This window comes from Rhodococcus sp. OK302 (genome assembly GCF_002245895.1).
Lineage (GTDB): Bacteria > Actinomycetota > Actinomycetes > Mycobacteriales > Mycobacteriaceae > Rhodococcus_F.
Map to the genome: position 1 here is coordinate 3,280,693 of NZ_NPJZ01000001.1, position 24,848 is coordinate 3,305,540.

The window sequence follows — 24,848 nt, forward strand, 5'->3', positions numbered from 1 at the left end:
GCCGTCAGTCGGCTGCCTCGATGCGAAGGGTGAGAGGGCAGTTGGCCGACGAGGTGCCGACCTGGAGGTCGTACGAGCCGAGTCGGTAGATCCAGTCCCGGCTCTCCTCGTCCCAGATCTCGAAGGCGCGACGCGGCAGAGTTATTGTTGCCGTTGCAGTTTCGCAGGCATCTGCTTCGATGCTCGCGAAGCCGGCCAGCGCTCGGGCCGGCCGAGACGGGTCGCCGTCGACCGGGGCGAGGTAGACCTGCACGACCTCGCGGCCAATCCGGGATCCGGTGTTGCGGACGCGGACTGTGACGGTGTCGCCGTCCCGCTCGACGCCCTCGTACTCCCACGTGGTGTAGCCGAGGCCGTGTCCGAACGAGTACGCGGGTGCGACATCGCGGCGGTCCCAGGCGCGGTAGCCGATAAACAGGTCTTCGGAATACGTGACCTTGCCGTCGACGGGGGTGACGTCCGTGACCGGGCAGTCCGCGAGAGTGGCGGGCCAGGTAGTGGGCAACCGACCGCCGGGCTCGGCCGCACCGGTGAGCACCTCGGCCAGCGCCGCGCCGGCGTCCTGGCCGGGGAACCAGGTCAGGAGCACCGCGGCGACGTCGTTGCGCCACGGCATCTCCACCGGGGCACCGGAGTTGACGACAACGACGGTGCGCGGGTTGACAGCGACCACGCGGGCGACCAGCTCGTCCTGGCGTCCGGGCAGCTTCAGGGTGGTGCGGTCGAAACCTTCGGACTCCACCTTGTCGGTGGTTGCCACCACGACGACGGCTACGTCGGCCTGGGCTGCGGCGGCTTCCGCCTCGGCCATGAGTTCCTCGGGGTCGCGCTGCGGCTCGAGGTGGCCCAGGCCGGTGCTGACGATGGCAATGGGGGAGCCCTCCATCTTCATCGGCTCGTATCGCAGAGCGACCTCGACGGTGCGGCCTGCCTCGAGCTCGACGACAGCACGGTCCTTCGGTGAGCCGAAAAGCATCTCGAACGGGTCGAAGCTCTCCAGCGTCTGCTCACCCTCGAACACCGTCTGGCCGTCGACGGTCAGGCTGAACTGGCCGATGCCCTTGGTGCCGAAGCGGTGTGGGCCGGACAGCTCCGGTGTGAAGGTGCCGGCGATCTCGATGGTCTGCAGTGACGGGTAGTCGATGCCCTCGGGGAGGTCTCCCATCCACATGATGTTGCCGTCCGCCAGCGGGAGCTCGCGCTGCAGCGAGCCGTCGGCATTGAGGCAGCGGGCCACCAGACTGAACCCGCGATCGGCGACACCCATGTCGTCGCTCAGCACCGTGCCGACGGTGTAGCTCAGCGCGTCCACAGGCAGCGCGGCCCTCAGCCCGTCGAGGGGGGAGACGACGGCCTCGGGGAACACCATGGCGGATCCGCCGCCGAGTACCCGGGCGTCGCGTGCGGCCAGGCCGATCAGGGCGACGGTGGACTCGGTCGGGGCGATCGGCAGGACCGGAGTGTTGTCGATCGTGGCGTTGCGGGCGAGCACGAACGACCGGCGGGCAACCTCGCGCGCGATCTCGCGGCCGTCGATCTCGGCGGGGAACTCGGTGACCGCAGCCGGTGCTCCCTCGAGCAGGCCGACGCGCGCCGCGAGCAACAGGACGTGACGCACAGCGTCGTCGACCACGGACTCGTCTACTTCGTCATTCCGGACTGCCTTGACCAGGAACTCGCCGTAGACATTCGCCGGACCGGGCATTGCGACGTCGAGGCCACCGAGGATGGCGCCCACCGTGGAACGCGTGCCCATCCAGTCGGAGACCACGATGCCGTCGAAGCCCCACTCGTCGCGGAGCACGCCCTTGAGGAGCTCACTGTGCTCGCTCATCGTGGTGCCGTTGACGCTGTTGTAGGCGGACATGATCGCCCACGGTTCGGCGTCGCGCACGATCGCCTCGAAGGGAGCGAGGTAGATCTCGCGCAACGCGTTCGGGGACACGATGTTGTCGACGAACATGCGGTCGGTCTCGGCGTCATTGGCCACGAAGTGCTTGACAGTGGCCCCGACGCCCCCGGACTGCACGCCACGGACGAAGCCGGAGCCGATAGCGCCGGTGAGCAGCGGGTCCTCGGAGTACGCCTCGAAGTGTCGGCCGCCGACCGGCGTGCGGTGCATATTCACGGTGGGAGCGAGCAGTAGGTGCACACCTTTGCGGCGAGCTTCCTGCGCGAGCAGAACGCCGGCCCGTGCGATCAGGTCCGGATCCCACGATGCGGCCATGGCGGTGGGCGACGGCAGCAGGACGGACGGGTCCTCTGGTCCCCAGGTGGCACCCCGGACGCCGACGGGGCCGTCGGACATCACGATCGAGCCGAGTCCCACCTCGGGGAGTGGGGGCAGTGTCCAGATGTCTTGGCCTTGGAGCAGTCGCGCCTTCGCGTCCAGATCCAACTTGGCGAGGGCTGATTCGACGGCCTCGTGAGTTGATTCGTCGTGCATTGTGTACTCCTTCACCATGGGGTTTGCTGCGTCGGCCCGAGGGTTGGTCGTCGGCTTACCGGTCTGCTGAAAGGTGATACTGCCATTGAGCCTAGTGATTACTAGGTGTTGTTATTGAAACGTTATCAAAAGGGCGATAGGGGATGGGGTGTACCCGTGAAGGCTTGTCCGGATATGGAGATGCTTGCTGCATTGCAACCTGCCTACTGGTCTACGCCTCGTGCCGAAGATTCGTCTCCGGCATGGCAATTCGTGTTTGTAACAATCAAATAACAAAGCCTAAGTCTTGCTAGGTTCCGTCGTTAGTCTGCAGCCTATGAAAAGTCTGATGAGCAAAGGTGTAGTGCTCCTCGCCGCGGCAACCCTGGTTCTACTGGGATCCGGTGCCAGTGCGCAGGCGGGCGGAATCGTCTCCGGCGCCGAGCCGGTGGCAACTGTCGAAATCAGCAAGTCCGTCGACGACATGTACTCCGAACGTGGACCGTGGGAGGTGACCAAGCAGGCAGGGTTCGGCTGCTGCGACTCTTCCGGTCACAAGTTCGACGTCTGGTACCCCACAGACCTGGGGGCACACGGCGACCGGCACCCGATCATCACTTGGGGCAACGGCACCTTTGCGCATCCCTTCCAGTACGACTATCTGCTTTCGCACCTGGCGTCTTGGGGTTTTGTCGTCATCGCGCCCGACAACACCAACACCGGCTCGGGGCAAGAGATGCTGCAGGCAGTCGACTTCCTCAAGGGGCAGGACAACGACCCGTCGAGCGTCTTCTACCAGAGCTTGGATACCGACAACGTCGGCGCAATGGGGCACTCCCAGGGTGCGGTCGGAACACTCAATGCTGCAATCAGTGCCGGTGGCGCAATCAAGACCGCGGTCCCGATCGAGCTTCCCGGCCAGTTCATGTGCGCGCTCAACACGCCCCAGCCCGACCCGGCGATGGTGGTCTGCACTAACCCTCAGGCGCTCACCACAGGCTCGGTCCTGTACATCAACGGTTCTGCCAGCCCCATTTCGCCGTCCACACAACCGCTTCCGTGGGAGCAGATCGGTGTTCAGTCCATGCAGGGCTACTTCGACGCCACTCCGAACTCGGTGCAGAAGGCAAAGGCGACTCTGATCGGCCCGAACCACAACGACATTCAGGGTCAGCCGGGCTGCCCGCCGAACGATCTGGGCTGCGTCAACGGAGTGCAGGGATTCCTCGGTGTTCTCACTGCCTGGAACATGGCCACACTTCAAGGAGATGAGCACGCGCAGGGAGCTTTTGTCTCCGGCACCGGCTCGATGTTCGGCCTTCCGGCCTGGATCAATCAGGCCAGCAATATCGCCGGCTGATACCGGCAACTCTCAACGCGATCGGTTCCCACCAGCCTGAAGTAGGCCGGTGGGAACCGATCGCGCTTTTTGTGTGTCTCGGTCAGATGAGTTCGACGATGGTGGCGTTGGCCATTCCGCCGGCCTCGCACATGGTCTGGAGACCGTACTGAATTCCGTTGTTACGCATGTGATGTACGAGGCGCGTCATGAGAATTGCGCCCGATCCTCCGAGTGGATGCCCAACGGCGATGGCGCCGCCGAGCGGGTTCAGCAGCTTTTCGTCCGCACCGGTCTCGGCGAGCCAGGCGAGCGGCACGGGAGCGAACGCCTCGTTGACCTCGAAGGCGCCGATGTCGTTGATGGACAGTCCCGAGCGTGAGAGCGCCTTTGCCGTGGCAGAGATGGGACCACTGAGCATCATCACCGGGTCGTCGCCGGTGACCGCGACGGTGTGGATGCGGGCAATCGGATCGAGACCGCGTTCCGCAGCGATCTTGCTGGTGGTGATCAGCAGTGCAGCAGCGCCGTCGGAAATCTGGGATGCGTTGCCCGCGTGGATGACTCCGTCGGCCTTGAAAGGGGCCTTCAGTGTTCCGAGCTTGTCGATCGAGCCGCCGCGCCGCAGGCCCTCGTCGACGGCGAGCTTGCCCTCGATCGGTGCGAGCTGTGAATCGAATGCGCCGGAGTCGATAGCCGCAGCGGTGAGCTCGTGGGAACGTAGCGCGTACTCGTCGAGCGTGCGACGGTCGAGGTTCCAGCGCTCAGCCATCATCTCGGCCCCGAGGCCCTGGCTGAAACTGTCGACACCGTAGCGAGTCTGAACACTCGGCGGTGTGGCCGAGCTACCTTCCTTGGCTGCGCTGCCCATCGGCACTCGGGTCATGGACTCGACTCCGCCGGCGATAATGAAGTCGGCGTGCCCCGCGATCACCGATGCCGCAGCGAAGCTCACCGACTGCTGGCTCGACCCGCAGGCACGGTTGACGGTCGTGCCGGGAACCGACTCGGGCCAGCCCGCAGCCAGTGCGGCGGTTCGAGCAATGTTTCCCGCCTGATCGCCGGCCTGCATGACACATCCCCAGATGATGTCGTCGATCTCCGCAGGATCAAGGCCGGTACGGGCGGTGAGGGACTTGAGAATATGTGCGGAGAGGTCCGCGGGGTGAACGTCGGCGAGGGACCCACCTCGCTTTCCGATGGGTGTCCGAACGGCGTCGACGATGACAGCGTCGTGCATGGGTGCTCCTACTGATTGTGGGTGGGAATCTCGAAGTGGTGATCGGTCGTCGCATGCGAGCTGGTTCGACTGGACCGCATAGCGTCTTATGTGGTGCCGGGGAACGTGCACCGTGCCATCGCAGAGCCGTCCAGGTCTCGTGGCGGGACTTCCACGTTAGCGACTTCCGTAACGTTTCGCTCCGTAATGGAGGGATCTGATTCTGAGTTCCTCACCTGAGCGAAAGGTACGCCTATCGCCTTGGATGCGACGGAAGGTACGTTCGCTCGGAATAGGGTGGGGATCACCGTGCCGGATTCGGGCGTTCACCGCACCGGTCGCCGGTTGAACAGGTGCCGAGCCCACACGTAGGAGAGAACGGCGATCGCAACGCTCCACGCGATTGCCAGGATCGCGTTGTTGCCGATCGGACCGCCGAGCAGTAGGCCTCGCAGTGTTTCGATGATCGGCGTAAAGGGCTGGTATTCGGCAAACCATCGCAATCCGGTCGGCATCGACTCGGTCGGAACGAACCCGCTGCCAAGAAAAGGTAAGAGCACCAACAGCATTGGGAGATTACTTGCAGTCTCGACGCTCTTGCTGACGAGGCCGAGTGCGGCAGACAGCCAGATGAGGGCCGTCGTGACCAGAATAAGTAGACCGATGGCCGCGATCCATTCGACCAGTCCGGCCGTGGGGCGGAACCCGACGGCGATGGCCACGGCGATCACGATCACGAGGCTCACCGCCGTTTGTAGAATGCTGCCCAGAACGTGTCCGGTCAAGACTGACGTGCGGGTGATGGACATGGTGCGGAATCGCGCGATGATTCCCGCCGTCATATCCATCGCCACTGAAATGGCTGTCCCTTGCGCCGCTGACGCCACGGTCATCAAGATGATCGCCGGTGCAACGTAATTGACGTAGTCCGCCCGGCCGCCGCCGCCCGGGCCGAGACCGTTTCCGAGCGTTCCGCCGAGGACGTAAACGAACAGCAGTAGGAAGACGACGGGCATTCCCACCAGCATCAACGTCATCGACGGGTATCGCACGATGCGTCGGAGTGTGCGGCGCAGCATGGTTTTGGAATCCTGATAGGCAAAAGTCATGGTGGTCATCGCGTCGGGGTCCTTTCGGTGCCGGTGAGGGTGAGGAATACGTCATCGAGATCAGGGGTATGGACGGAGAGTTCCTTGACATCGATCGAGTGAGCGTCGAGTTGATCGAGAAGTGAGCGCAGTGAACTGACTCCGCCGTCACTGGGAATCTGCAGGACGAAGGCGGCATCGTCACGCGATGATTCCACGAGAACTGCTGCTGCCGAATCGAATTGGATTCTGTCGGCGAAGTGAAGTCGAATATGTCCGCCCGGGATACGTCGTTTGAGTTCTGCGGCCGTGCCTTCGGCGACGATCCTGCCCTGATCGAGTACGGCGATGCGATCCGCCAATTGGTCGGCTTCCTCGAGATACTGAGTCGTGAGGAAGATCGTGACACCGTCGCCGACCAACTCGCGGATGATCTGCCACATGGTGCGTCGGCTACGAGGGTCGAGTCCGGCAGTGGGCTCGTCCAGGAAGATGATCTCGGGCCGGCCGATCAATGTCATTGCGAGGTCGAGGCGTCGACGCATTCCGCCGGAATATGTGGATGCGAGCTTCTTCGCAGATTCGACCAGGTCAAACTTTTCGAGGAGTTCGGAAGTGCGACTGCGACGTTCGTCTCGGCTCAGGTGATGAAGGTCGGCCATCAGGAGTAGGTTCTCCTCGCCGGTCAGGTAGTCGTCGACTGCTGAAAATTGGCCGGTGACACCGATACTCGAACGTATGGCATCGGGATCGTCGGACAGGTTGTAGCCCGCGATTCGGATGTCGCCACCGTCGGCCGGTGTGAGGGTGGAGAGGATTTCGACGATCGTTGTCTTACCGGCGCCGTTGGGGCCGAGTAGCGCGAAGATCGTTCCGCGGTCGACCGAAATATCGATGCCGTCCAGTACCGTCTTGTCGGAGTAGGACTTTCGTAAGTCTGTTGCGGTGATGGCAGTGGTGCTGGTCATCAGCGTTCCTTTCACTGGGTGGTGGGGGGCTCCGCACGTCGAATGACGATGTCGCCGTAGCTGGTATGTGCGTGGACCTCGACCCGGCGCTCGGTGGAGGCCGGTCCGTCGGTGGTGGTCATCTGGTTGTCGACGCGGCCGAACGATGTGTGGGCGTCGAATCGGGCAGCGGTGCCTGATCGCACTCCGATGTGTATCTTCCCGGCAGCGGTTTTAGCTGAGGCAACTCCGCTTTCGAGGCTGCCGAGACGGATGTCGCCGTTGGCGGTAGCGGCAGTGACGTCGGATTGGGCGCTGTCTACGACAACATCGCCGTTGGCTGTTTTAGCCTTCAGAGCGCCGGCTACCACTCCAATCCTGATGTCGCCGTTGGAATTCTTGACCACCGCGCTGCCGTCGATGGTGCCGAGGTGGATGGTCCCCGATCCGGTGCTTGTATCGGTATCGCCCCTGACGTGTTCGACGGAGACAGTGCCGGCGCCGGTGCTGACGTCGAGGGGCCCGGTGGTGCCGAGAGTGCAGTCACCGCTCGAGAGCTTCAGGCGGGACTTCCCGAGGGTTCCGGTGACATGGAACGTCGCGAGTGAGGCGCTACCGTCGAGTTGAGAACCGACGGGTAGTTGGATTGTCACCTCGATCGAACCGGTCTTGCCGAAAATGCCGAGTCCGCGTTGCTTCGGCGCCTTGATCTGAAGCCTTCCACCGGCGAAGTCGACTCGAGTTTGTTCTGCCACTCGAACATCTGCTTCGTGAGAGCTGTTGCTGGGCAACACTTCTACGAGGGTATCCACACGGTCGCCGGCAGTGATGCGGACGTTCCCGACGGGGAGGTCGATGCTGACCGAGATGGGGCTGGGGGTGCTGAATGTGGGCATGGTGATACTCCCGATGATGTGGTCTTCGGTTGCGAAAAAGGTTGGCGCGTCGGCAGGGCGGAGTGTCAGTGCACCCATCCGGTGAAGCTTTCGGCACCCTGGGATGCGCGTTGTCTCGGAGCGGTTCGGCTGGCGCCGCCGTCCAAAGTTGTTGCCGCGCAGCGAACGAGCCACGCATTGACGGAGATTCCGGCGTCACGTGCGGCGGCCTCGACCCGATCCTTGAGCTCTTGGCCGAGCCTCAGATTGATCCGCGTCATAGTTCCGTCGTCGGCTTGCGTGATCGGCGGCGGCGCAGTGAAGTCGGGTTCAACCGCCGCGCTCTCGTTCGGTGCCGGCGTCACGACGAAGCTGGGTTCATTTCCGCGGAGGCGGAGGTCGACGGAACCCGGTGCCAGGTCGCGGGTGATTTCAGCAGCAGCTGCAGACAAGGCGTCGAGGAGCGTCAGTCGGGTCGCTGATTCCAGTGGCGCCGTCAATCGTTCGGCGAGCGCCCGGGCATCGTCTCCGCCGGCTTGTGCTGCGACTGCCAGTTCGTGACGGAGGTTGTCGACGTACGGTCTCAAGTCCATGGCACCACTATGGCACCATTCGTGTGCCATCACAAGAGTTTGGTGGCATCGAATGTTGCGTGCGCACGCGGGCCTTCTCGCCGTGGGGGCCGAACAAGTGCAAGATCTCGACAACCTGGTCACCTGTCGGGCCGAACCAATGGGGTTCCGCGGTGTCGAATTCCGCGACTTCTCCGGGCCGGAGTACAACCTCGTTTTCGCCGAGGATCAGGCGGAGTTCGCCGGCGAGAACGTAGAGCCACTCGTACCCGGCATGTGTGACAAGTTTCGGCGGACGGGGCCCGATTACCTGCTTGAATACCTGAACTCGGCCCGGATAGCGCGTCAACGGCACTACGGCACTCCCGTTCCGGCGGCGACTCGGTGTGAGGTGGACTCGGGGGTCCCCGGTCGCGGGTGCTCCAACCAGTTGGTCGAGTGCCACACGATGGGTTCGGGCAAGAGGCACAAGCAAATCGAGGGTAGGGCGGCGCTTGCCGGACTCGAGTCGTGACAGTGCACTGACGGAGATGCCGGTGGCGTCGGACAGAGCTTCGAGGGTCATGTCGCGATCGCGTCGAAGTGCCCGCAATCTCGGTCCGATATCGCTGAGCATCTTCTCCAGTTCGGCATCCATGCGCTCATCTTTGCAGTTTCCGCAAATTTCCTACCGAGTTCGGGTGCCCGGTTGCGACGATCCTTTCGACAGGCGACCACGGCACAGCATCAGCACAAAGGGAGTCCAACCATGAGACCTTCGAGCGGAATCGATAGACCGCCGGCGATCGGAATGCATACCCGACGGCGGTGGGGCGTCCTGGCAATCTGCTGCACCAGCCTGTTCGTGGTCGGATTGGACACGACCATCGTCAATGTCGCGTTGCCGACGATCGGGGAGAGTTTCCACGTCGGGATCGCTGGTCTCGAATGGGTCGTCAACGCATACACACTCGTTCTGGCGAGCTTGCTGATTTCGTCCGGAACCCTGGCCGACAGGTTCGGCCGCAGACGCGTTTTCCAGCTCGGACTGGTCGTCTTCGGAGTCGCGTCGATAGCGTGCGCACTTGCGCCGTCGGTAGGCGTGCTGATCGCCGCGAGAATTGCACAGGGCGTGGGTGGTTCGATGTTGAGTCCGGTTGCACTGGCAATCGTGGTCAACGTGATGACCGACCCGAAGGAGCGAGCCAAGGCGATCGGCGTGTGGGCCGCGGTGTTCGGTCTGAGTATGGCCATCGGGCCGATCATCGGCGGAGTGCTCATCGAAAGTTTCGGCTGGCGATCCGTGTTCTGGGTCAACGTCCCGGTGATCGTGATTGTTCTGATGTTGACTGCCGTGTTCGTGCCGGAATCGCGCGCTCCGCAGCCGCGAAGGCTCGACCTGCCGGGGCAACTATTGTTGGTCGCTGTTGTGGGCGGCGCGGTGGGACTGCTCATCGAGGGCCCACGAATCGGATGGACGTCACCAAGTGCGGTGACCGGATACATTGCAGTCGCACTAGCTTTGGCCTCGTTTGTTGCTGTCGAATCGAGGAAAACCGAACCACTCGTCGATCTTGCACTGTTTCGGCACAGACCCTTTCCTGCAGCGGTTCTCGGCGCAGTCGTGGTGTTTGTTGCATTGAACGCAACACTGCTGCTCGGCACGTTCTATCTGCAACAAGCACGCGGTATGACCCCGGCTGCCGCGGGCGTCATGATCCTCCCGATGGCCGTTGCAGCAACCGTGTGCGCGCCGCTGTCGGGCATTCTGGTCGGACGCGTCGGGCCGCGGTTACCGCTTCTGATCGCGGGCAGCTTCACTGCATTGGGTGGTCTGTGCCTGGTATCTCTCGACAACAACACCGGACTTTCAACTGTGCTGGTCGCCTACCTGTTTCTGGGTATCGGTTTCGGTTTCTCGAATGCCCCCATCACCAACACTGCTGTCAACGGACTGCCGAAATCGCAAGCCGGACTTGCCGGTGGAATCACCTCCAGTGCACGACAGTTCGGCGCTGCTCTCGGCGTCGCATTGGCCGGCGGCTTTGTCGCGAACACTGTCGAGTCGGACGTCGCGCAGGCATCACACGCGGGGTGGATGCTCGTTGTCGGGTGTGGGCTGGTGGTTCTTGTCATCGCCGGTGCATCGGCTCAGTCGGCATCGGCTCAGTCGGCAGCGGTTCAACCGGCAGCGGTTCACCCAGTACGGGTGATTCCACCGAACCTTCCGGCCGGATAGAGATGTGGGTGTAACCGATCGTCGTAACCGAACGGGGAGTGCCATGTGCCAGAACCATCAGGACGCAACACCGGCCACTGTGACGGTGAATCGCGAAGCAATCGCGCGGTATGCCATGGAGGACCGGCAAGATTTCGTGGATGCGGATCGTGGCTTGATCGCGCCGTTGCCGGGAAAGGTGTTGGGCGATGACGGTCACGTGGTGTTCGACCCGGAGGCGATGGCTTACCTCACCGACGATACTTCTGCGCCGGATACCGTCAATCCGAGCTTGTGGCGTCAGGGCCAATTGATGCGCCGGGGCGGGCTGTACCAAGTCACGGATCGCCTATATCAGGTGCGAAACAACGACCTCGCCAACCTGACGGTCGTAGAAGGCGATGAGGGCCTGATCGTCATCGATTGCATGGCGGGCGTTGAATCGGCGCGCCAGGGCATGAAGATGATTCGTGAGCACGTCAGCGACAAACCGGTGGCGGCAATTATCTACACGCACACACACATCGACCACTACGGCGGCGTCAAGGGAATCGTCGATGTCGACGACGTCGCGTCGGGGAAGGTACCGATCATCGCGCCAGGCACGATCGCGTCGTTCGACAAGTTCGCAATCGGTGAGAATGTGGTTGCGGGTAATGCCATGGCCCGGCGTTCGTTCTACGCATTCGGCGGACTGCTCGACCTCGGGCCGAAGGGGATGGTTACGTGCGGGATCGGAACGATCAGCACCAAAGGTCCACTGGTCTCGTACATTTCCCCCACGGACAGCATCACCGAGACCGGAACGAAACGAGAAATTGCGGGTCTGGAGTTCGAATTCCTCTACGCACCCGACACCGAGGCTCCGGAGGAAATGCATATCTGGATCCCCGAACTCGCAGCGCTGACCTGTGCGGAGAACGCCAATCATTCGCTCCACAACATCCAGACATTGCGGGGGGCACGTACGCGCGACGCCCGCAACTTCGCCCGATATCTGGATGAGACTCTCGAACGATGGGGAGACGACGCAGCAGTTCACTACGGTCCGCACACCTGGCCGGTGTGGGGCAACGAGAACCTGGTGCCGTTCATCGAATCACAAAGAGACACATACAAATACATTCACGACCAGGCGCTGCGTCTGGCGAACAAGGGATACACACCACTCGAAGCTGCCGAGGTCATCGAGCTACCGGAGGAACTCGGGCGTAAGTGGTACAACCGCGGATATCACGGAACCCTGCACCACGACGTTCGAGCCGTCTACACCAAGGAGTTGGGAATGTGGGACGGCGATCCGGTGTCGCTACATCCACATCCGCCGGTGGAGTCGGCCAGACGTTTTGTCGATCTCCTTGGTGCACAGAAGATTCTGGACGAGGGCAAGCGGGCTTTCGATGCGGGAGACTACCGCTGGGCCGCTGAGATCCTGCACAAGTTGGTGTTCGCACAACCGGAGAACACCGAGGCGAAGAACCTCCAGGCTGACGTCTACGAGCAGATGGGGTATCAAGCCGAAGGGCCGCAGTGGCGCGGAATCTACTTGTCGGCGGCCCTGGAATTACGTGAAGGCTCGCAGCCTCCGCCCTACATCACGGCGAGTGAGGACAGTGTCCTCGCGATGCCCATCGACATCCTGTTCGACTTCGTCGCAATACATCTCATCGGAGACAAGGCAACGGACGTCGATCTCCGCATTGATTTCGTCTTCACCGATCACGACAACGAAACGTGGACTACGTGGGTCAAGCGTGGCGTACTCAATGCCAGACGGGGAGCGGCATCGAACACCCAGCTGACGGTGTCGGGACCGAAACCTGCGCTGATCGGTGCACTTTTGCAACCCGGTGCAGCGCCTGAGTTGGCTCGGGCCGGGAAGATCTCGCTCGACGGCGACGATTCTGCTTTGAAGACGTTGGGAGAGTTGTTGGATACCTTCGATCCCAGCTTCAATATCGTCACGCCGTAGCTCGTAGTCGAAGGGACAGATTTTTCGATGTGTACGCGATTGGTATATCTGGGGCCGAACGACACTGTGATCACGGCCCGATCGATGGATTGGAAGGTCGATCTCGGAACCAACCTGTGGGCGTTTCCCCGTGGCATGGAGCGTGCGGGGTGCGCCGGGCCGACTTCGATAACGTGGACATCGTTGTACGGCAGCGTTATTGCCACCGCCTACGACTTGTGCACGACGGACGGGGTGAACGATGCGGGGCTCTCGGCCAATCTGCTGTGGCTGGTCGAGTCCGAGTACCCAACCTATGACGGATCGACGCCCGGCTTGTCCATCGCGCTGTGGGCTCAGTACGTGCTGGATCGATACGCGAGTGTGAAAGAAGCCGTCGAGGCATTAGCGGCGGAACCTTTCACCCTTGTGACCGCGTCCGTTCCCGGAGAAGACCGGCTTGCGACATTGCACATGTCGCTCTCGGATGCCGGCGGTGACAGTGCGATAGTCGAATACATCGATGGCCGTCCGACAATTCATCACAACCGGGACTATCAGGTGATGACCAATTCCCCGACCTTCGACAAGCAACTCGCTGTCAACGAGTACTGGAAGCAGATCAACGGAACCGTCATGTTGCCCGGAACCAATCGTGCTGCGGACCGATTTGCGCGGGCCTCCTTCTACGTCGACGCAATTCCGAAGACCGACGACGCTCGGACCGCGTTGGCCGCGACGTTCAGTGTCATCAGGAATGTCTCCGTGCCCCTGGGTATTTCCACTCCCGACGAGCCGAATATCTCGTCGACGCGGTGGCGCACCGTCGTCGACCACAAACGCGGGCTGTACTTCTTCGAGTCGGCGATGACACCGAACACTTTCTGGGTGGACGTGTCATCGATCGATCTGAGTGAGGGGTCGGGAGTACGCAAGCTTGACCTCGGGCCTAACGAGAGCATCGTCTATTCGGGAGATTCCACTGATCAGTTTGCGCAGGCTGAACCGTTCGTCTTTGCCGGACTGTGAGTGCTGGCAGGGGCTGAGGGCCGGCAGGGTTTGAGGGCCGCAGGCCGGAGGAACAACCGGTCGTATTCGGTCCGCTGCTCGCAGCCGCGGAGATTGGATCGCGTACCGTTTCCTTTCATGGAACTGACTCGAGTAGCGGTGGGCAAGGGGTCGTGCACCGTTCGGATCGACGGACCGGTCAGCAAGCATGCGGTTCTGTTGCTTCCGGGCAAGGGTGATCCTGTTGATGTGTACGACAAAGTGTGTGAGCGCCTGCACAATTCGGATTTGCGCACCGTAGCGGTGGAATCGATCGAGAATCTCGACGAAACGACTGCTGTGGTCCTTCTGGACGAGTTGAACATTGCGTGGGTGAATTTGGTGGGGCACCGGGAGGGCGCGGATCTTGCGTGGTTGTTGGCGGCACGTCAGTTCGGACGGTTTGCGAGTCTGATTTCGGTGGATCGTGGTCATCCGGCGGCCAGTGACGTTGTTGGAGTTCCTCCGGTCGAGGTGCCGACCACGATTGTTGTGGGTAGCGCCGGACGTGCACTTGCGGACGCCAGCGGCCGGTTCGTGTACTCCGATTTCCGGGTGGCAGAAGTGCCCGGTGTGGACGACATCGTGAAGTCGGCTCCGGCAGAACTTGCGACGGAGATCGTGCTTCGCACCAGTTCCTGGTGAACATCTGACAGACGACAAAGGCGGGCACTCCTTAATGGAGTGCCCGCCTTTATCTGTCGAAAAGCCGATCAGATATCGAGTCCGAGCAGTGCGTTCTCGACAACCTCGGCCAGAGCCGGGTGGATCCAGTACTGGCCGCGGGCCATGTCCTGAGCGGAGAGTCCGAAGCTCATGGCCTGGATGAGCGGCTGGATGACAGTGGGCGCCTGGGTGCCCATGACATGGGCGCCGAGGAGACGTCCGGTCCCGCGCTCCGCGATGACCTTGCAGATGCCTTCTTGATCTTCCATCGCCCAGCCGTAGGCGACGTCGCCGTAGGCCTGGACCTTGACGGTGATGTCGAGGCCGGCGTCGCGGGCCTGTTTCTCCGTCATGCCGACGTCGGCGATCTGGGGGTCGGTGAAGACGGCGGCGGGAACGAAGCGATGATCGGTGCTGCGTAGCCCGGAGGTGTCGTTCCAGGCGTCCTGCAGCAGGTTGTGCTGAACGACCCGCATCTCGTGGTTGGCGACGTGCTTGAGCTGATACGGCGATGAGACGTCACCGAGCGCGTAGACGCCTTCAACGCTGGTGCGCTGGTACTCGTCGACGACGATGGAACCCTTGTCGTCGAGTTCGATGCCGGCCTTGTCGAGGCCGAGAAGATCGCCATTGGGCTTGCGGCCCACCGCAACCAGGAGGACGTCGCCGGAAACGACTGTGCCGTTGTCCAGCTCGACGGCGATGTTGTCGCCGTCAGCCTTGACGGATTGCATCGGCGAGCCGAGGTGGACATCCCACTTCTTTGTCGCGAGTTCGGTGAAACGCTCCGAGATCTCGTCGTCCAGATGACGCAGCAGCCGCCCACTGCGGCCGATGATAGAGACGCGAGAACCCAACGCGGAGAACACGTGTGCAAATTCGGTAGCGATGAATCCGGAGCCGACGATCACAAGATGCTCGGGAAGTTCCGGCAGACGCATGATGTCTTCGTTGGTGTAGTACTTCACACCGCTCGCGGAGATCTCCGCGGGAATGATCGGGCGCGACCCGGCCGCGATGACTACCTGATCTGCCGTGATTGTTTCGCCCGTACCGGTGTCGATGGTCTTCGGACCGGTGAAGGTGGCGTGGCCGCGGTAGACGGTGGTGTTGGGGAGATCCTCGCTGCGGTAACGCTCACCGCCGGCGGAGATGGGATCGATGCGCCCGAAAACGCGCTTGACGATGTCCGACCAGCGGACGCCGTCCAGGGTGGCGTCGACACCGAACTTCTCGGCATGCGAGATGGTGTTGGCAACCTCGGCGGCGTAGACGAACATCTTGGTCGGGATGCACCCGACGTTGAGGCACGTGCCGCCGAAGGTGCCTTCTTCGAGGATGGCGATCTTCTTGCCGTCGAAACGCTCGTCGGGCAACGAGTTTCCGGAACCACTGCCGATGATGGCAAGGTCGTAATGCGTCACTGCGCAGTCTCCTGTGTGATGTCAGCGTCTGCGGCGAGGTGGCCTTCGAGCCACTCCAGCCACAGATCCAGTTCGGAAAAAGCTGCGGCCAGAGGCTTCTCGGTGGAGAGAAAGACGTCATGGCGCGCGCCGTCGATAGGAACGATGGTAGTGCGGTCGCCCAGGCAGCCGGCCCACCGCGCGATCTGCCGCACGTCGAGGACCGAATCCGCGATGTCGACGCTCGGGTTGTAGGACTTGGCGAATTGTGACTTCTTGGAGCGCAGGACCAGGGCGGGCACTCCGATATCGAGGCCGCGATGCAGTTGCGCGTGTCCGGCACGAACTGCTCGCATCCAGCCGAACGTGATGGGGCAACCGGATAGGGGTTTCCAGTCCAGGTTGTAGTCCCACTCGCCGTTGGCGGAGACGTGCAGGCTCGAGCCGTACGTCGGCAATCCGGTACCGGGAATGACGGTCTTCGCGGACACTCGGCCCACTGCATCGATGGCCGCCGTGCCGACGGATCGAACCATCGGCGGGCCCTGGAGGTCGAACCACGGGCTGTTGAGCACGATGCCGGCGATGCCGAGTCCGGCGGTTCCGCCAGGCCTGCGCTGGAGTCGGTCCAGCCACAACGGCGCGATCAATCCGCCGGTCGAGTGAGCCATCAGCAGCAGTTCACTGCCGTCGGTTTCGGCATTGACGATGCGCAGTGCCTCGTTGAGTTCCGCGTCGTACAACGCGAGATCCGACACGTAGTGGGCGGTGTGGCCCGGTTTCAGCGATCGCCCGCACTTGCGCAGATCCAGCGCGAAGAACGCGTAACCCTGCGCAGCGAAGTGCTCCGCCAGATGTTTCTGGAAGAAGTAATCGGTGAACCCGTGTATATACAGAACTGCACGGGTTGCGCGGGCGGCGTCGCCTGGCGGTTGATAGCGGACGAGTGTGGCATCCACCTCACCTTCACCGTCCGGATCGGTTCCGAGAGGAATGGTCAGCTGCTGATATCCGTCTCCGAGGACGTCTGGAACCCATGTAGTCACAGATCACAATCTAATCGTCGTTTCACGTCCGCGTTGTAGCGCACAATTGGGTGTGGTTAACGGCGCACTTACGCCCAGGTAACCTGTTCGGCGTAACACAGCAGGCGGATGCGCGCACGGCAAATGACAAGGAAGTCGATTCTCCAGTGTCGAATCAGAACGCGGTAGAGACGAAGACGGATGTAGTGCTCGTGGGCGCAGGCATCATGAGTGCGACGCTGGGCGCCCTGTTGCGCCAGTTGCAGCCCGATTGGTCGATCTCGACCTTCGAGCGCCTCGATGCCGTCGCAGCCGAGAGCAGCGACCCGTGGAACAACGCAGGAACCGGTCACTCCGCGCTCTGCGAGCTCAACTACACCCCCGAGAACCCGGACGGCACGGTCGACATCAAGAAGGCCGTCAACGTCAACGAGCAGTTCCAGGTGTCCCGCCAGTTCTGGGCGCACGCGGTTGAGCAGGGCATCCTGACGCAGCCCAAGGAATTCATCAATCCCGTCGCACACGTGAGTTTTGTCCACGGTGAGGCCAACGCCAAGTACCTGCGTGCCCGCTACGACGCACTTGCCGGCAATACCCTGTTCCGCGGCATGGAGTACATCGACGATCCGGCCGAGTTCACCAAGCGTCTGCCGCTGATGTCCAAGGGCCGCGACTTCTCGGACCCCATTGCTCTCAACTGGAGCCAGGACGGTACCGACGTCGATTTCGGAGCGCTCACAAAGCAGCTCGTCGGCCATATCGGCAAGACCGGCGGCATGATGTACTTCGGCCACGAGGTCACCAACCTGACGCAGAACTCCGACAAGACGTGGACAGTCAAGGTCACCAACACGCGTACCGGTGAAAAGCGCGTCGTCCGTACACGATTCGTATTCGTCGGTGCCGGCGGTGGCGCTCTGCACCTGCTGCAGAAGTCGGGCATCAAGGAAGCCAAGGGCTTCGGCGGCTTCCCGGTCAGCGGTGCGTTCCTGCGTTGCACCAACCCCGAACTCATCGCGCAGCACAGCGCGAAGGTGTACGGCAAGGCCGCTGTCGGCGCTCCGCCCATGTCGGTTCCGCACCTCGACACGCGCGTCATCGGCAACAAGCCGGGACTGATGTTCGGACCGTACGCCGGCTGGTCACCCAAGTTCCTCAAGCAGGGTCGCGTCACGGACCTGCCGGGTTCGGTCAAGCCCAACAACATCCTCTCGATGCTCGGCGTCGGCGTCAGCGAACTCGGCCTGGTCAAGTACCTCGTCAGCGAGCTCACCAAGAGCGAAGCCGGCCGTATCGTCGACCTGCGTGAGTTTGCCCCCAAGGCACAGGCTCAGGACTGGGAGCTCATCACCGCGGGCCAGCGTGTCCAGGTGATCCGCCGGGCCAAGGGCAAGGGCGGCGTCCTCGAATTCGGTACTGCCGTCGTGGCCGCCGAAGACGGATCGATCGCCGGCCTGCTCGGCGCATCCCCGGGTGCGTCGACGGCTGTTCCGGCCATGCTCGACGTCCTCGAGCGCTGCTTCCCGACCGAATTCCAGGGCTGGAAGGGCAAGCTTCGCGAGATGATCCCGTCCATCGGCGTTAAGCTCGCCGACAACGAGGGCCTGTTCGACCAGGTGTGGGATTGGTCTTCGAAGGTGCTCGAGCTCGATTCGGCCGCCGCAACCGGGGCTTCTCCGGTCGCGGATACCGCAGCAGCTGTGTGATAGTCGAGTCCATGACGGCAACAGCAGCACTCAAACGTTCGTGGGCACTCGATCTCGACAACAAGACGTTTTACGAGTTGCTGAAGCTTCGAGTGGAGGTCTTTGTCGTCGAGCAGGCTTGCCCGTATCCCGAGCTGGACGGGCGAGACCTGCTGACAGAGACGCGCCATTTCTGGCTCGAGCAGGACGGCCAAGTGGTGTGCACCCTTCGTCTTCTCGAAGAGCACGACGACGGCAAGAAGAGCTTCCGAATCGGACGACTCTGCACTTCTCGTTCGGCTCGTGGCGAAGGTCACACGACGCGATTGCTGCAGGCAGCGCTCGCCGAGGTCGGCGAGGCACCGTGTCGCATCAACGCCCAGACCTATCTGGTCGAGATGTACAGCAAGCACGGCTTCAAGACGGACGGCGAAGAGTTCCTCGAAGACGGAATTCCCCACACGCCGATGCGTCGTGGCGGCGGCGAAGCGTTTGTAGTCGCCAGCTAGTTCTGTAAGACAATTGACTCTGGTCGCGCCGCGACAATTGACCCTGGTCGCGCCGCGACAATTGACCCTGGTCGCGCCGCGACAATTGACCCTGGTCGGCTCGCTGAAAAGTGAGCCGACTAGGGTTTTTTCGATACCGAATGCTCGCGGGGAAGTCCTGTTCGATTCAGGCGCGGTCCCGCCACTGTGAAAGATCTCATCTGCGAAACGAGATCTCAGCCAGGTTGCCGCGACATTCGGATAAGCCAAGTTCTCGGCGAGGAAACCGAGAGGTGGAGGGATGTCGACGTGCGTGTAGAAGATGATCAGAGCGCGGTAGCGGGTTTTCCGTTCAGCGCCGTTGTAGGCCAGGACCAATTGAGGCTGGCGTTGATCCTGTGTGCGGTGCACCCGGGAATCGGCGGGGTGCTGGTTCGCGGCGAAAAAGGTACGGCCAAGTCCACGGTGGTGCGCGCTTTGACGGCGCTGCTGCCGGCGGTCGACGATGCCGGTGTCAGCCGTCCCGCGCGGCTGGTGGAACTTCCCGTCGGTGCGACGGAAGATCGGGTGATCGGCTCGATCGACCTCGAGAAGGTTCTTCGCGACGGTGAACGAGCTTTCCAGCCCGGGTTGCTGGCCGCAGCCCATCAGGGTGTTCTGTACGTCGACGAAGTGAACTTGCTCCACGATCATCTGGTGGATGTTCTCCTCGACGCTGCGGCAATGGGCCGGGTGCACATCGAACGTGACGGAATCTCGCACTCGCATGCAGCGAAGTTCGTTCTCGTGGGAACCATGAATCCCGAAGAGGGAGAACTGCGTCCACAGTTGTTGGATCGTTTCGGTCTCGCAGTGGATGTGGCAGCTTCTCGGGATGTCGATGTGCGCATGGACGTTGTGCGTCGCCGCCTCGACTACGAACGCGACCCGCAGGCTTTTGCGGCCCGCTACGCGCCGGCCGATCAGGAACTGGCGGCCGAAATTCTTGCGGCACGTGGGCAATTGGATTCCGTGGAGTTGAGTAACCGTGAGCTACGCAGAATTGCGTCACTCTGCGCATCTTTCGACGTCGACGGTATGCGTGCCGATCTGGTTCTCGCTCGCACCGCTACTGCCCATGCCGCGTGGCGCGGGGACACCGAGGTGACCGAAGAAGACGTGCAGATTGCCGCGGAATTGACTCTGCCACACCGTCGTCGACGCGACCCGTTCGATGAGCCGGGCCTCGATCAGCAGCAGTTGGACGACGCGCTGAGGCAGGCCGACCAAGATGCGCAGCAGCAGGCAGACGACGATGCGCGCGCTGGTGAGCCTGAGTCTCCCGAAAACCCCGAAGATGGTAGCCCTGAAGACGGTGGCCCGAATGATTCTGGCCCCGATGACGGACCTGACGATGACGGTCCGGAGGATCCTGACGGTCCGGGCGGGGGAGTGCGCGCCGCCGACCGACCGTCTGCTCCACCGAGCAGCCAATTTGCCACCAAACTCCTCGAAGTTCCCGGTGTGGGCGAAGGTGCGCCCGGACGCCGTTCGCGGTCCGAGTCTTCGCGTGGACGCGTCGTGCGGTCCACTTCCGATCGCGGCCACGGACTGCACCTGACAAGCACGGTCTTTGCGGCTGCGGGATCCCAGGTTGCTCGCGGCCGCACTACGGGACGGCTTCGGCTGGCGCCGACGGATCTGCGGGGCGCGATTCGTGAAGGGCGAGAAGGCAATCTGATCGTCTTTGTTGTCGACGCATCGGGTTCGATGGCGGCGCGTGATCGCCTGTCTGCTGTCACGGGGGCGGTGGTTTCCCTTCTTCGTGACGCGTACCAGCGCCGCGACAAGGTTGCCGTGATTACGGTGCGCGGGCGCGAGGCAGAAATCGTTCTGCCGCCGACGTCCTCGGTGGATATCGCTGTTCGTCGGCTGCAATCCATGCGCACGGGCGGTAAATCGCCACTGGCAGAAGGGTTCCTGCGGGCCCGGGAAGTTGTTCTGCGTGAACGGCTTCGGGATCCGCAGCGCCGCGCACTGGTAGTCGCACTCACCGACGGCCGCGCTACCGGCGGCAAGGACGCACTGCACCGTGCCAGAGTTGCTGCGCATCTGTTGGCCGATGCCTCGGTGGCGTCCATCGTCGTGGATTGCGAAACCGGGCTTGTCCGTTTGGGATTGGCCGCCGAACTGGCCCGAGAACTACGCGGCGGATGCGTCCGCCTTGCCGAATTGTCAGCGCAGCAGGTCGCGGGCGTCGTCCGCGCCGCCGCCTAACGTTTCCCCCCAGGAGATCACCATGCCCAAGGGCGTTCCCGAATCAGTTCCCGACGACGGCTTGACTACACGTCAGCGTCGTAACGCGCCGGTGCTGGCAGTCCACACCGGACCGGGCAAAGGCAAGTCCACCGCAGCGTTCGGTATGGCGCTGCGCGCCTGGAACCAAGGTTTCGACATCGGCGTCTTCCAGTTCGTGAAGAGCGCGAAGTGGAAGGTCGGCGAGGAAGCTGCGTTCCGTGCGCTCGGAAACCTGCACGACGAGACCGGCGTCGGCGGTCCGGTGCAGTGGCACAAGATGGGCGAAGGCTGGTCCTGGACCCGAAAGGCGGGTAGCGAAGAAGATCACGCCACCGCTGCTGCCGAGGGGTGGAAGGAGATCGCCCGTCGCCTTGCCAACGAGGAACATCGCTTCTACGTACTCGACGAGTTCACCTACCCTCTCAAATGGGGATGGGTCGACGTCGACGAGGTTGTGCAGACTCTGCGTGACCGACCGGGTAATCAGCACGTTGTCATCACCGGACGTGACGCTCCGCAGGCCTTGATCGAAGCGGCCGATCTTGTCACCGAGATGACCAAGATCAAGCACCCCATGGACGCGGGCCGGAAAGGCCAGCGGGGCATCGAATGGTGAGCTCTTCTACTCCCGCCGTCGTGATTGCCGCCCCCGCGTCAGGGAGCGGAAAGACCACGGTGGCAACGGGATTGATCGGTGCTCTTCGCAGTTCGGGTAGCAGCGTCGCGCCGTTCAAAGTGGGGCCAGACTACATCGACCCCGGCTATCACGGACTGGCCGCGGGGCGTCCGGGACGTAATCTCGACACCGTGCTGGTGGGGACGGATCGCGTCGGGCCGCTCTACAACCACGGCACCGCCGGTTGCGACATCGCAGTCGTCGAAGGTGTCATGGGTCTGTTCGACGGCAAGATCGACGAAGCCAACGCGCAGGCGTCGGCCGAGGGATCGACGGCGCAGGTTGCCTCGATTCTCGGCGCACCGGTTGTCCTCGTGATCGACGCCCGCGGCCACAGTCAAAGCCTCGCTGCGGTGCTGCACGGCTTCGCGACCTACGACGCGAGTGTGCGCATCGGGGGAGTGATTCTCAACCGCGTCGGCAGTGCCCGTCATGAGCAGGTGTTGCGACACGCGTGCGACAAGGTCGGGATCCCGGTTCTCGGTGTTGTTCCGCGCCTGGCGGAGTTGGAAGTACCGTCCCGCCACCTCGGATTGATTCCGGCGGCCGAACACGGAGCGGCAGCGGTCGCGGCAGTCGATGCGATGTCGGAGTTGATTGCAACGCACGTCGATCTTGATGCCGTGCGTACTTTGGCTACCTCGACGGTCAGCGAAGCCTCCTGGGACCCTGCCGTGGAAGTGGGGGACCATCGCGCTTCGAGGCCTGTGGTTGCGATGGCCGGCGGGCCGGCCTTCACCTTCGGATATGCCGAGCATCGGGAACTGCTCGTCGCGGCGGGCGCCGACGTGCAGGTCTTCGATCCTCTCGAGGACGAATTGCCCTCCGGCGCGGCGGCATTGGTTCTACCCGGCGGATTTCCCGAAGAACATGCCGTTGATCTGGCATCCAATACCGTTTTGCTGCAGCAGGTTCGAGACCTCGCCGGTGGCGGTGCCCCGATTCACGCCGAGTGCGCCGGCCTCCTTTACCTCGCGCGCAGTCTCGACGGACACGAGATGGCCGGTGTGATCGGCGTCGACGCGCAGTTCGGCAAGAAACTGACTCTCGGATACCGAGAAGCTGTGGCACTGGGGGATTCGAGCCTATTCGAAGCGGGATCCAGGGTTGCCGGGCACGAGTTCCATCGAACGTCGCTGGTTTCGGAATCGGCGGACGGGCACGTAGGTGCCTGGGGTTGGCGGCCCTGGGACGGCGGAACCAAGCGTGAGGGCTTTGTTCGCGGCGGTGTGCATGCCTCCTATCTGCATACACATCCGGCGGGTCAGCCGACATCGATCGCACGGTTTGTCGACGCAGCCCGTGGGTGAGGTGTACGTCGGCGTCGGATTTACCACTGCGGCCACCGCCACTGACATTGTCGACGCAGTGCGAGCGGTGACAGCGGGCGAGATGATTGCGGCTCTGGCCACCATTACTGCAAAGGCGTCTTCGTCGGCGCTCACTACGGCAGCTGACCAGCTGGCGGTACCGGTGGTCGCATTCGAATCGGAAAGTCTGGTCGCGGTGAATGTTCCGTCGCCGTCGCGACGAGTCGAGAATGCGGTGGGTGTGGCGAGTGTGGCGGAAGCCGCCGCGATCCTCGCTGCCGATCACGGACCGTTGGTCGTCGGCAAGACATCCACCAATACGGTGACCGTGGCTGCTGCCCGTAAAGTTCTACCAGCGTGTACAACGATCCAGAAATGAATGGAGTGCGAGTGAGCGAGCCCACCGCAGACGAGACCAACTACCTGGTCGGACTCAACCTGACCGATCGACGCGTTGTCGTGTTCGGCGGCGGGACGGTCGCCCAGCGCCGACTCGGCTTGCTGATCAGCTCGGGCGCCCGCGTGCACGTCATCAGCCGTGCGGTCACACCGGCAATCGAGGGTATGGCGACGGCCGGCCAGATCACGGTCGACGAGCGTCCGTACCAGGATGGTGACCTCGAGGGTGCCTGGTACGCGATTGCGTCGACGGATGAACCGGAGACCAACGCGGCGATCGTCGCCGAGGCAGAGCGTCGTCGAGTCTTCTGTGTGCGCGCGGACAACGCGAAGCACGGTACGGCTGTCACGCCTGCCAGCGCCGAGTACGACGGCATGAGCATCGGCATCCTTGCCGGCGGCGATCACCGTCGTTCGGCAGCTGTTCGCACCGCTGTGGTCGAAGGGCTGCAATCGGGTCTTCTCGCGGACACCGCCGAACCGGCTGCGCCCGGTGTGGCACTCGTCGGCGGCGGCCCCGGTGATCCGGACCTGATCACGGTGCGTGGCAGACGACTGTTGGCGCGTGCCGATGTCGTCGTCGCCGACCGCCTGGCACCGCCGGAATTGCTGGCAGAACTCGGCCCCGACGTCGAGGTGATCGATGCCGCGAAGATTCCGTACGGTCGGGCCATGGCTCAGGAAGCCATCAACGCTGCGCTGATCGACAATGCCAAAGCCGGAAAGTTTGTCGTCCGGCTCAAGGGTGGCGATCCGTACGTGTTCGGCCGTGGCTACGAAGAGCTCGAAGCCTGTGCCGCAGCAGGTGTCCCGGTGACAGTCGTTCCGGGAATCACGAGCGCGATTTCGGTACCGTCGGCGGCCGGTATTCCGGTCACACATCGCGGCGTCACCCACGAGTTCGTGGTTGTCAGCGGTCACGTTGCTCCGGACCACCCGGATTCGTTGGTCGACTGGTCGGCTCTGGCGAAGTTGCGGGGCACAATCGTTCTGCTGATGGCAGTCGAGCGCATCGAATTGTTTGCCGCAGCTCTGATCGAGGGTGGGCGCCCCGCGAGCACTCCGGTGATCGTGATCCAGGAAGGCACGTTGCGCACGCAGCGTGAGGTCCGGGCCGACTTGGCGACTGTCGCTCAGCGAGTCAAGGACGAGGAGATCAAGCCTCCGGCGATTGTGGTGATCGGACCGACCGCGGGCTTCTCGCTCGTCCAGTAATACGTTGCACGACAAAAGGTCTGGCCTTCACTCGGCACGAGTGA

General features: G+C 62.7%; 21 protein-coding genes and 1 riboswitch. Of the genes, 12 read left to right on the plus strand and 9 right to left on the minus strand.

What is annotated here, in order from left to right:
- Positions 1–4: 4 nt before the first annotated feature.
- Positions 5–2,446 carry a glycoside hydrolase family 3 protein gene (locus tag BDB13_RS15085; RefSeq protein ID WP_217902126.1) on the minus strand — a complete coding sequence of 814 codons (2,442 nt, stop codon included), beginning with the start codon at positions 2,444–2,446 and terminating at the stop codon, positions 5–7.
- A 316-nt stretch (positions 2,447–2,762) separates the two neighbouring features.
- On the opposite strand from BDB13_RS15085, the gene BDB13_RS15090 reads away from it, so the two are divergent.
- Positions 2,763–3,785, plus strand: coding sequence for a poly(ethylene terephthalate) hydrolase family protein (locus BDB13_RS15090; protein ID WP_094272352.1), 1,023 nt, complete (start codon positions 2,763–2,765; stop codon positions 3,783–3,785).
- Positions 3,786–3,867: 82 nt separating this feature from the next.
- On the opposite strand, the gene BDB13_RS15095 is transcribed toward BDB13_RS15090, so the two are convergent.
- From BDB13_RS15095 to BDB13_RS15120, 6 genes are all read right to left on the minus strand, one after another.
- Positions 3,868–5,004: a thiolase family protein gene (locus tag BDB13_RS15095; RefSeq protein ID WP_094272353.1), complete on the minus strand. Its 1,137-nt coding sequence runs from the start codon at positions 5,002–5,004 to the stop codon at positions 3,868–3,870.
- A gap of 305 nt (positions 5,005–5,309) precedes the next feature.
- On the minus strand, positions 5,310–6,101 hold the full coding sequence (locus BDB13_RS15100; protein ID WP_094272354.1) for an ABC transporter permease: 792 nt from the start codon (positions 6,099–6,101) through the stop codon (positions 5,310–5,312).
- Positions 6,098–7,039, minus strand: a complete 942-nt coding sequence (locus BDB13_RS15105; RefSeq protein ID WP_094274935.1) for an ATP-binding cassette domain-containing protein — start codon at positions 7,037–7,039, stop codon at positions 6,098–6,100. The genes BDB13_RS15100 and BDB13_RS15105 overlap by 4 nt, the downstream gene beginning before the upstream one ends.
- 11 nt (positions 7,040–7,050) lie before the next feature.
- Positions 7,051–7,914, minus strand: a complete 864-nt coding sequence (locus tag BDB13_RS15110; protein ID WP_094274936.1) for a DUF4097 family beta strand repeat-containing protein — start codon at positions 7,912–7,914, stop codon at positions 7,051–7,053.
- 65 nt (positions 7,915–7,979) lie between these two features.
- Positions 7,980–8,486 carry a CopG family transcriptional regulator gene (locus BDB13_RS15115; protein WP_094274937.1) on the minus strand — a complete coding sequence of 169 codons (507 nt, stop codon included), beginning with the start codon at positions 8,484–8,486 and terminating at the stop codon, positions 7,980–7,982.
- A 7-nt stretch (positions 8,487–8,493) separates the two neighbouring features.
- On the minus strand, positions 8,494–9,102 hold the full coding sequence (locus BDB13_RS15120; protein WP_094272355.1) for a helix-turn-helix domain-containing protein: 609 nt from the start codon (positions 9,100–9,102) through the stop codon (positions 8,494–8,496).
- Positions 9,103–9,213: 111 nt separating this feature from the next.
- Between BDB13_RS15120 and BDB13_RS15125 the strand changes: the two genes are divergently transcribed.
- The 4 genes from BDB13_RS15125 (at position 9,214) to BDB13_RS15140 (ending at position 14,305) form a co-directional block, all read left to right on the plus strand.
- A complete protein-coding gene (locus BDB13_RS15125; protein WP_094272356.1) occupies positions 9,214–10,683 on the plus strand; it encodes an MFS transporter in 1,470 nt (489 codons plus the stop codon).
- A 43-nt stretch (positions 10,684–10,726) separates the two neighbouring features.
- The gene (locus BDB13_RS15130) at positions 10,727–12,634 is read left to right on the plus strand and encodes an alkyl/aryl-sulfatase (protein ID WP_094272357.1); all 1,908 of its coding nucleotides are present in this window, start codon (positions 10,727–10,729) and stop codon (positions 12,632–12,634) included.
- 27 nt (positions 12,635–12,661) lie between these two features.
- A complete protein-coding gene (locus BDB13_RS15135) occupies positions 12,662–13,642 on the plus strand; it encodes a linear amide C-N hydrolase (protein ID WP_094272358.1) in 981 nt (326 codons plus the stop codon).
- A gap of 117 nt (positions 13,643–13,759) precedes the next feature.
- Positions 13,760–14,305, plus strand: coding sequence for an alpha/beta hydrolase (locus tag BDB13_RS15140; protein ID WP_094272359.1), 546 nt, complete (start codon positions 13,760–13,762; stop codon positions 14,303–14,305).
- A 68-nt stretch (positions 14,306–14,373) separates the two neighbouring features.
- On the opposite strand, the gene mtr is transcribed toward BDB13_RS15140, so the two are convergent.
- On the minus strand, positions 14,374–15,750 hold the full coding sequence (gene mtr / locus BDB13_RS15145) for a mycothione reductase (RefSeq protein ID WP_094272360.1): 1,377 nt from the start codon (positions 15,748–15,750) through the stop codon (positions 14,374–14,376).
- Positions 15,747–16,775 carry an alpha/beta hydrolase gene (locus BDB13_RS15150; RefSeq protein ID WP_094272361.1) on the minus strand — a complete coding sequence of 343 codons (1,029 nt, stop codon included), beginning with the start codon at positions 16,773–16,775 and terminating at the stop codon, positions 15,747–15,749. The genes mtr and BDB13_RS15150 overlap by 4 nt, the downstream gene beginning before the upstream one ends.
- 146 nt (positions 16,776–16,921) lie before the next feature.
- Here BDB13_RS15150 and mqo point away from each other — a divergent pair, with 146 nt between their 5' ends.
- The 7 genes from mqo (at position 16,922) to cobA (ending at position 24,804) form a co-directional block, all read left to right on the plus strand.
- Positions 16,922–18,460 (plus strand): malate dehydrogenase (quinone), encoded by a 1,539-nt coding sequence (gene mqo, locus BDB13_RS15155; RefSeq protein WP_094272362.1) that lies wholly within the window; start codon positions 16,922–16,924, stop codon positions 18,458–18,460.
- Positions 18,461–18,471: 11 nt separating this feature from the next.
- Entirely contained in the window at positions 18,472–18,948 is a 477-nt protein-coding gene (locus tag BDB13_RS15160) for a GNAT family N-acetyltransferase (RefSeq protein ID WP_094272363.1), read from the plus strand.
- Positions 18,949–19,071: 123 nt separating this feature from the next.
- Positions 19,072–19,227: riboswitch (adenosylcobalamin (AdoCbl) riboswitch) on the plus strand.
- A 9-nt stretch (positions 19,228–19,236) separates the two neighbouring features.
- Positions 19,237–21,183, plus strand: coding sequence for a magnesium chelatase subunit D family protein (locus tag BDB13_RS15165; RefSeq protein WP_094272364.1), 1,947 nt, complete (start codon positions 19,237–19,239; stop codon positions 21,181–21,183).
- Between the two features lie 22 nt (positions 21,184–21,205).
- Positions 21,206–21,820: a cob(I)yrinic acid a,c-diamide adenosyltransferase gene (cobO, locus tag BDB13_RS15170; RefSeq protein WP_094272365.1), complete on the plus strand. Its 615-nt coding sequence runs from the start codon at positions 21,206–21,208 to the stop codon at positions 21,818–21,820.
- Positions 21,814–23,190: a cobyrinate a,c-diamide synthase gene (locus BDB13_RS15175; protein WP_094272366.1), complete on the plus strand. Its 1,377-nt coding sequence runs from the start codon at positions 21,814–21,816 to the stop codon at positions 23,188–23,190. Before cobO ends, BDB13_RS15175 begins: the two co-directional genes overlap by 7 nt.
- Complete coding sequence (locus tag BDB13_RS15180) at positions 23,168–23,569, plus strand: cobalamin biosynthesis protein (protein WP_254922824.1); 402 nt, start codon at positions 23,168–23,170, stop codon at positions 23,567–23,569. Before BDB13_RS15175 ends, BDB13_RS15180 begins: the two co-directional genes overlap by 23 nt.
- Positions 23,566–24,804: a uroporphyrinogen-III C-methyltransferase gene (gene cobA / locus BDB13_RS15185; RefSeq protein ID WP_094272368.1), complete on the plus strand. Its 1,239-nt coding sequence runs from the start codon at positions 23,566–23,568 to the stop codon at positions 24,802–24,804. The genes BDB13_RS15180 and cobA overlap by 4 nt, the downstream gene beginning before the upstream one ends.
- The last annotated feature ends 44 nt before the right edge of the window (positions 24,805–24,848 follow it).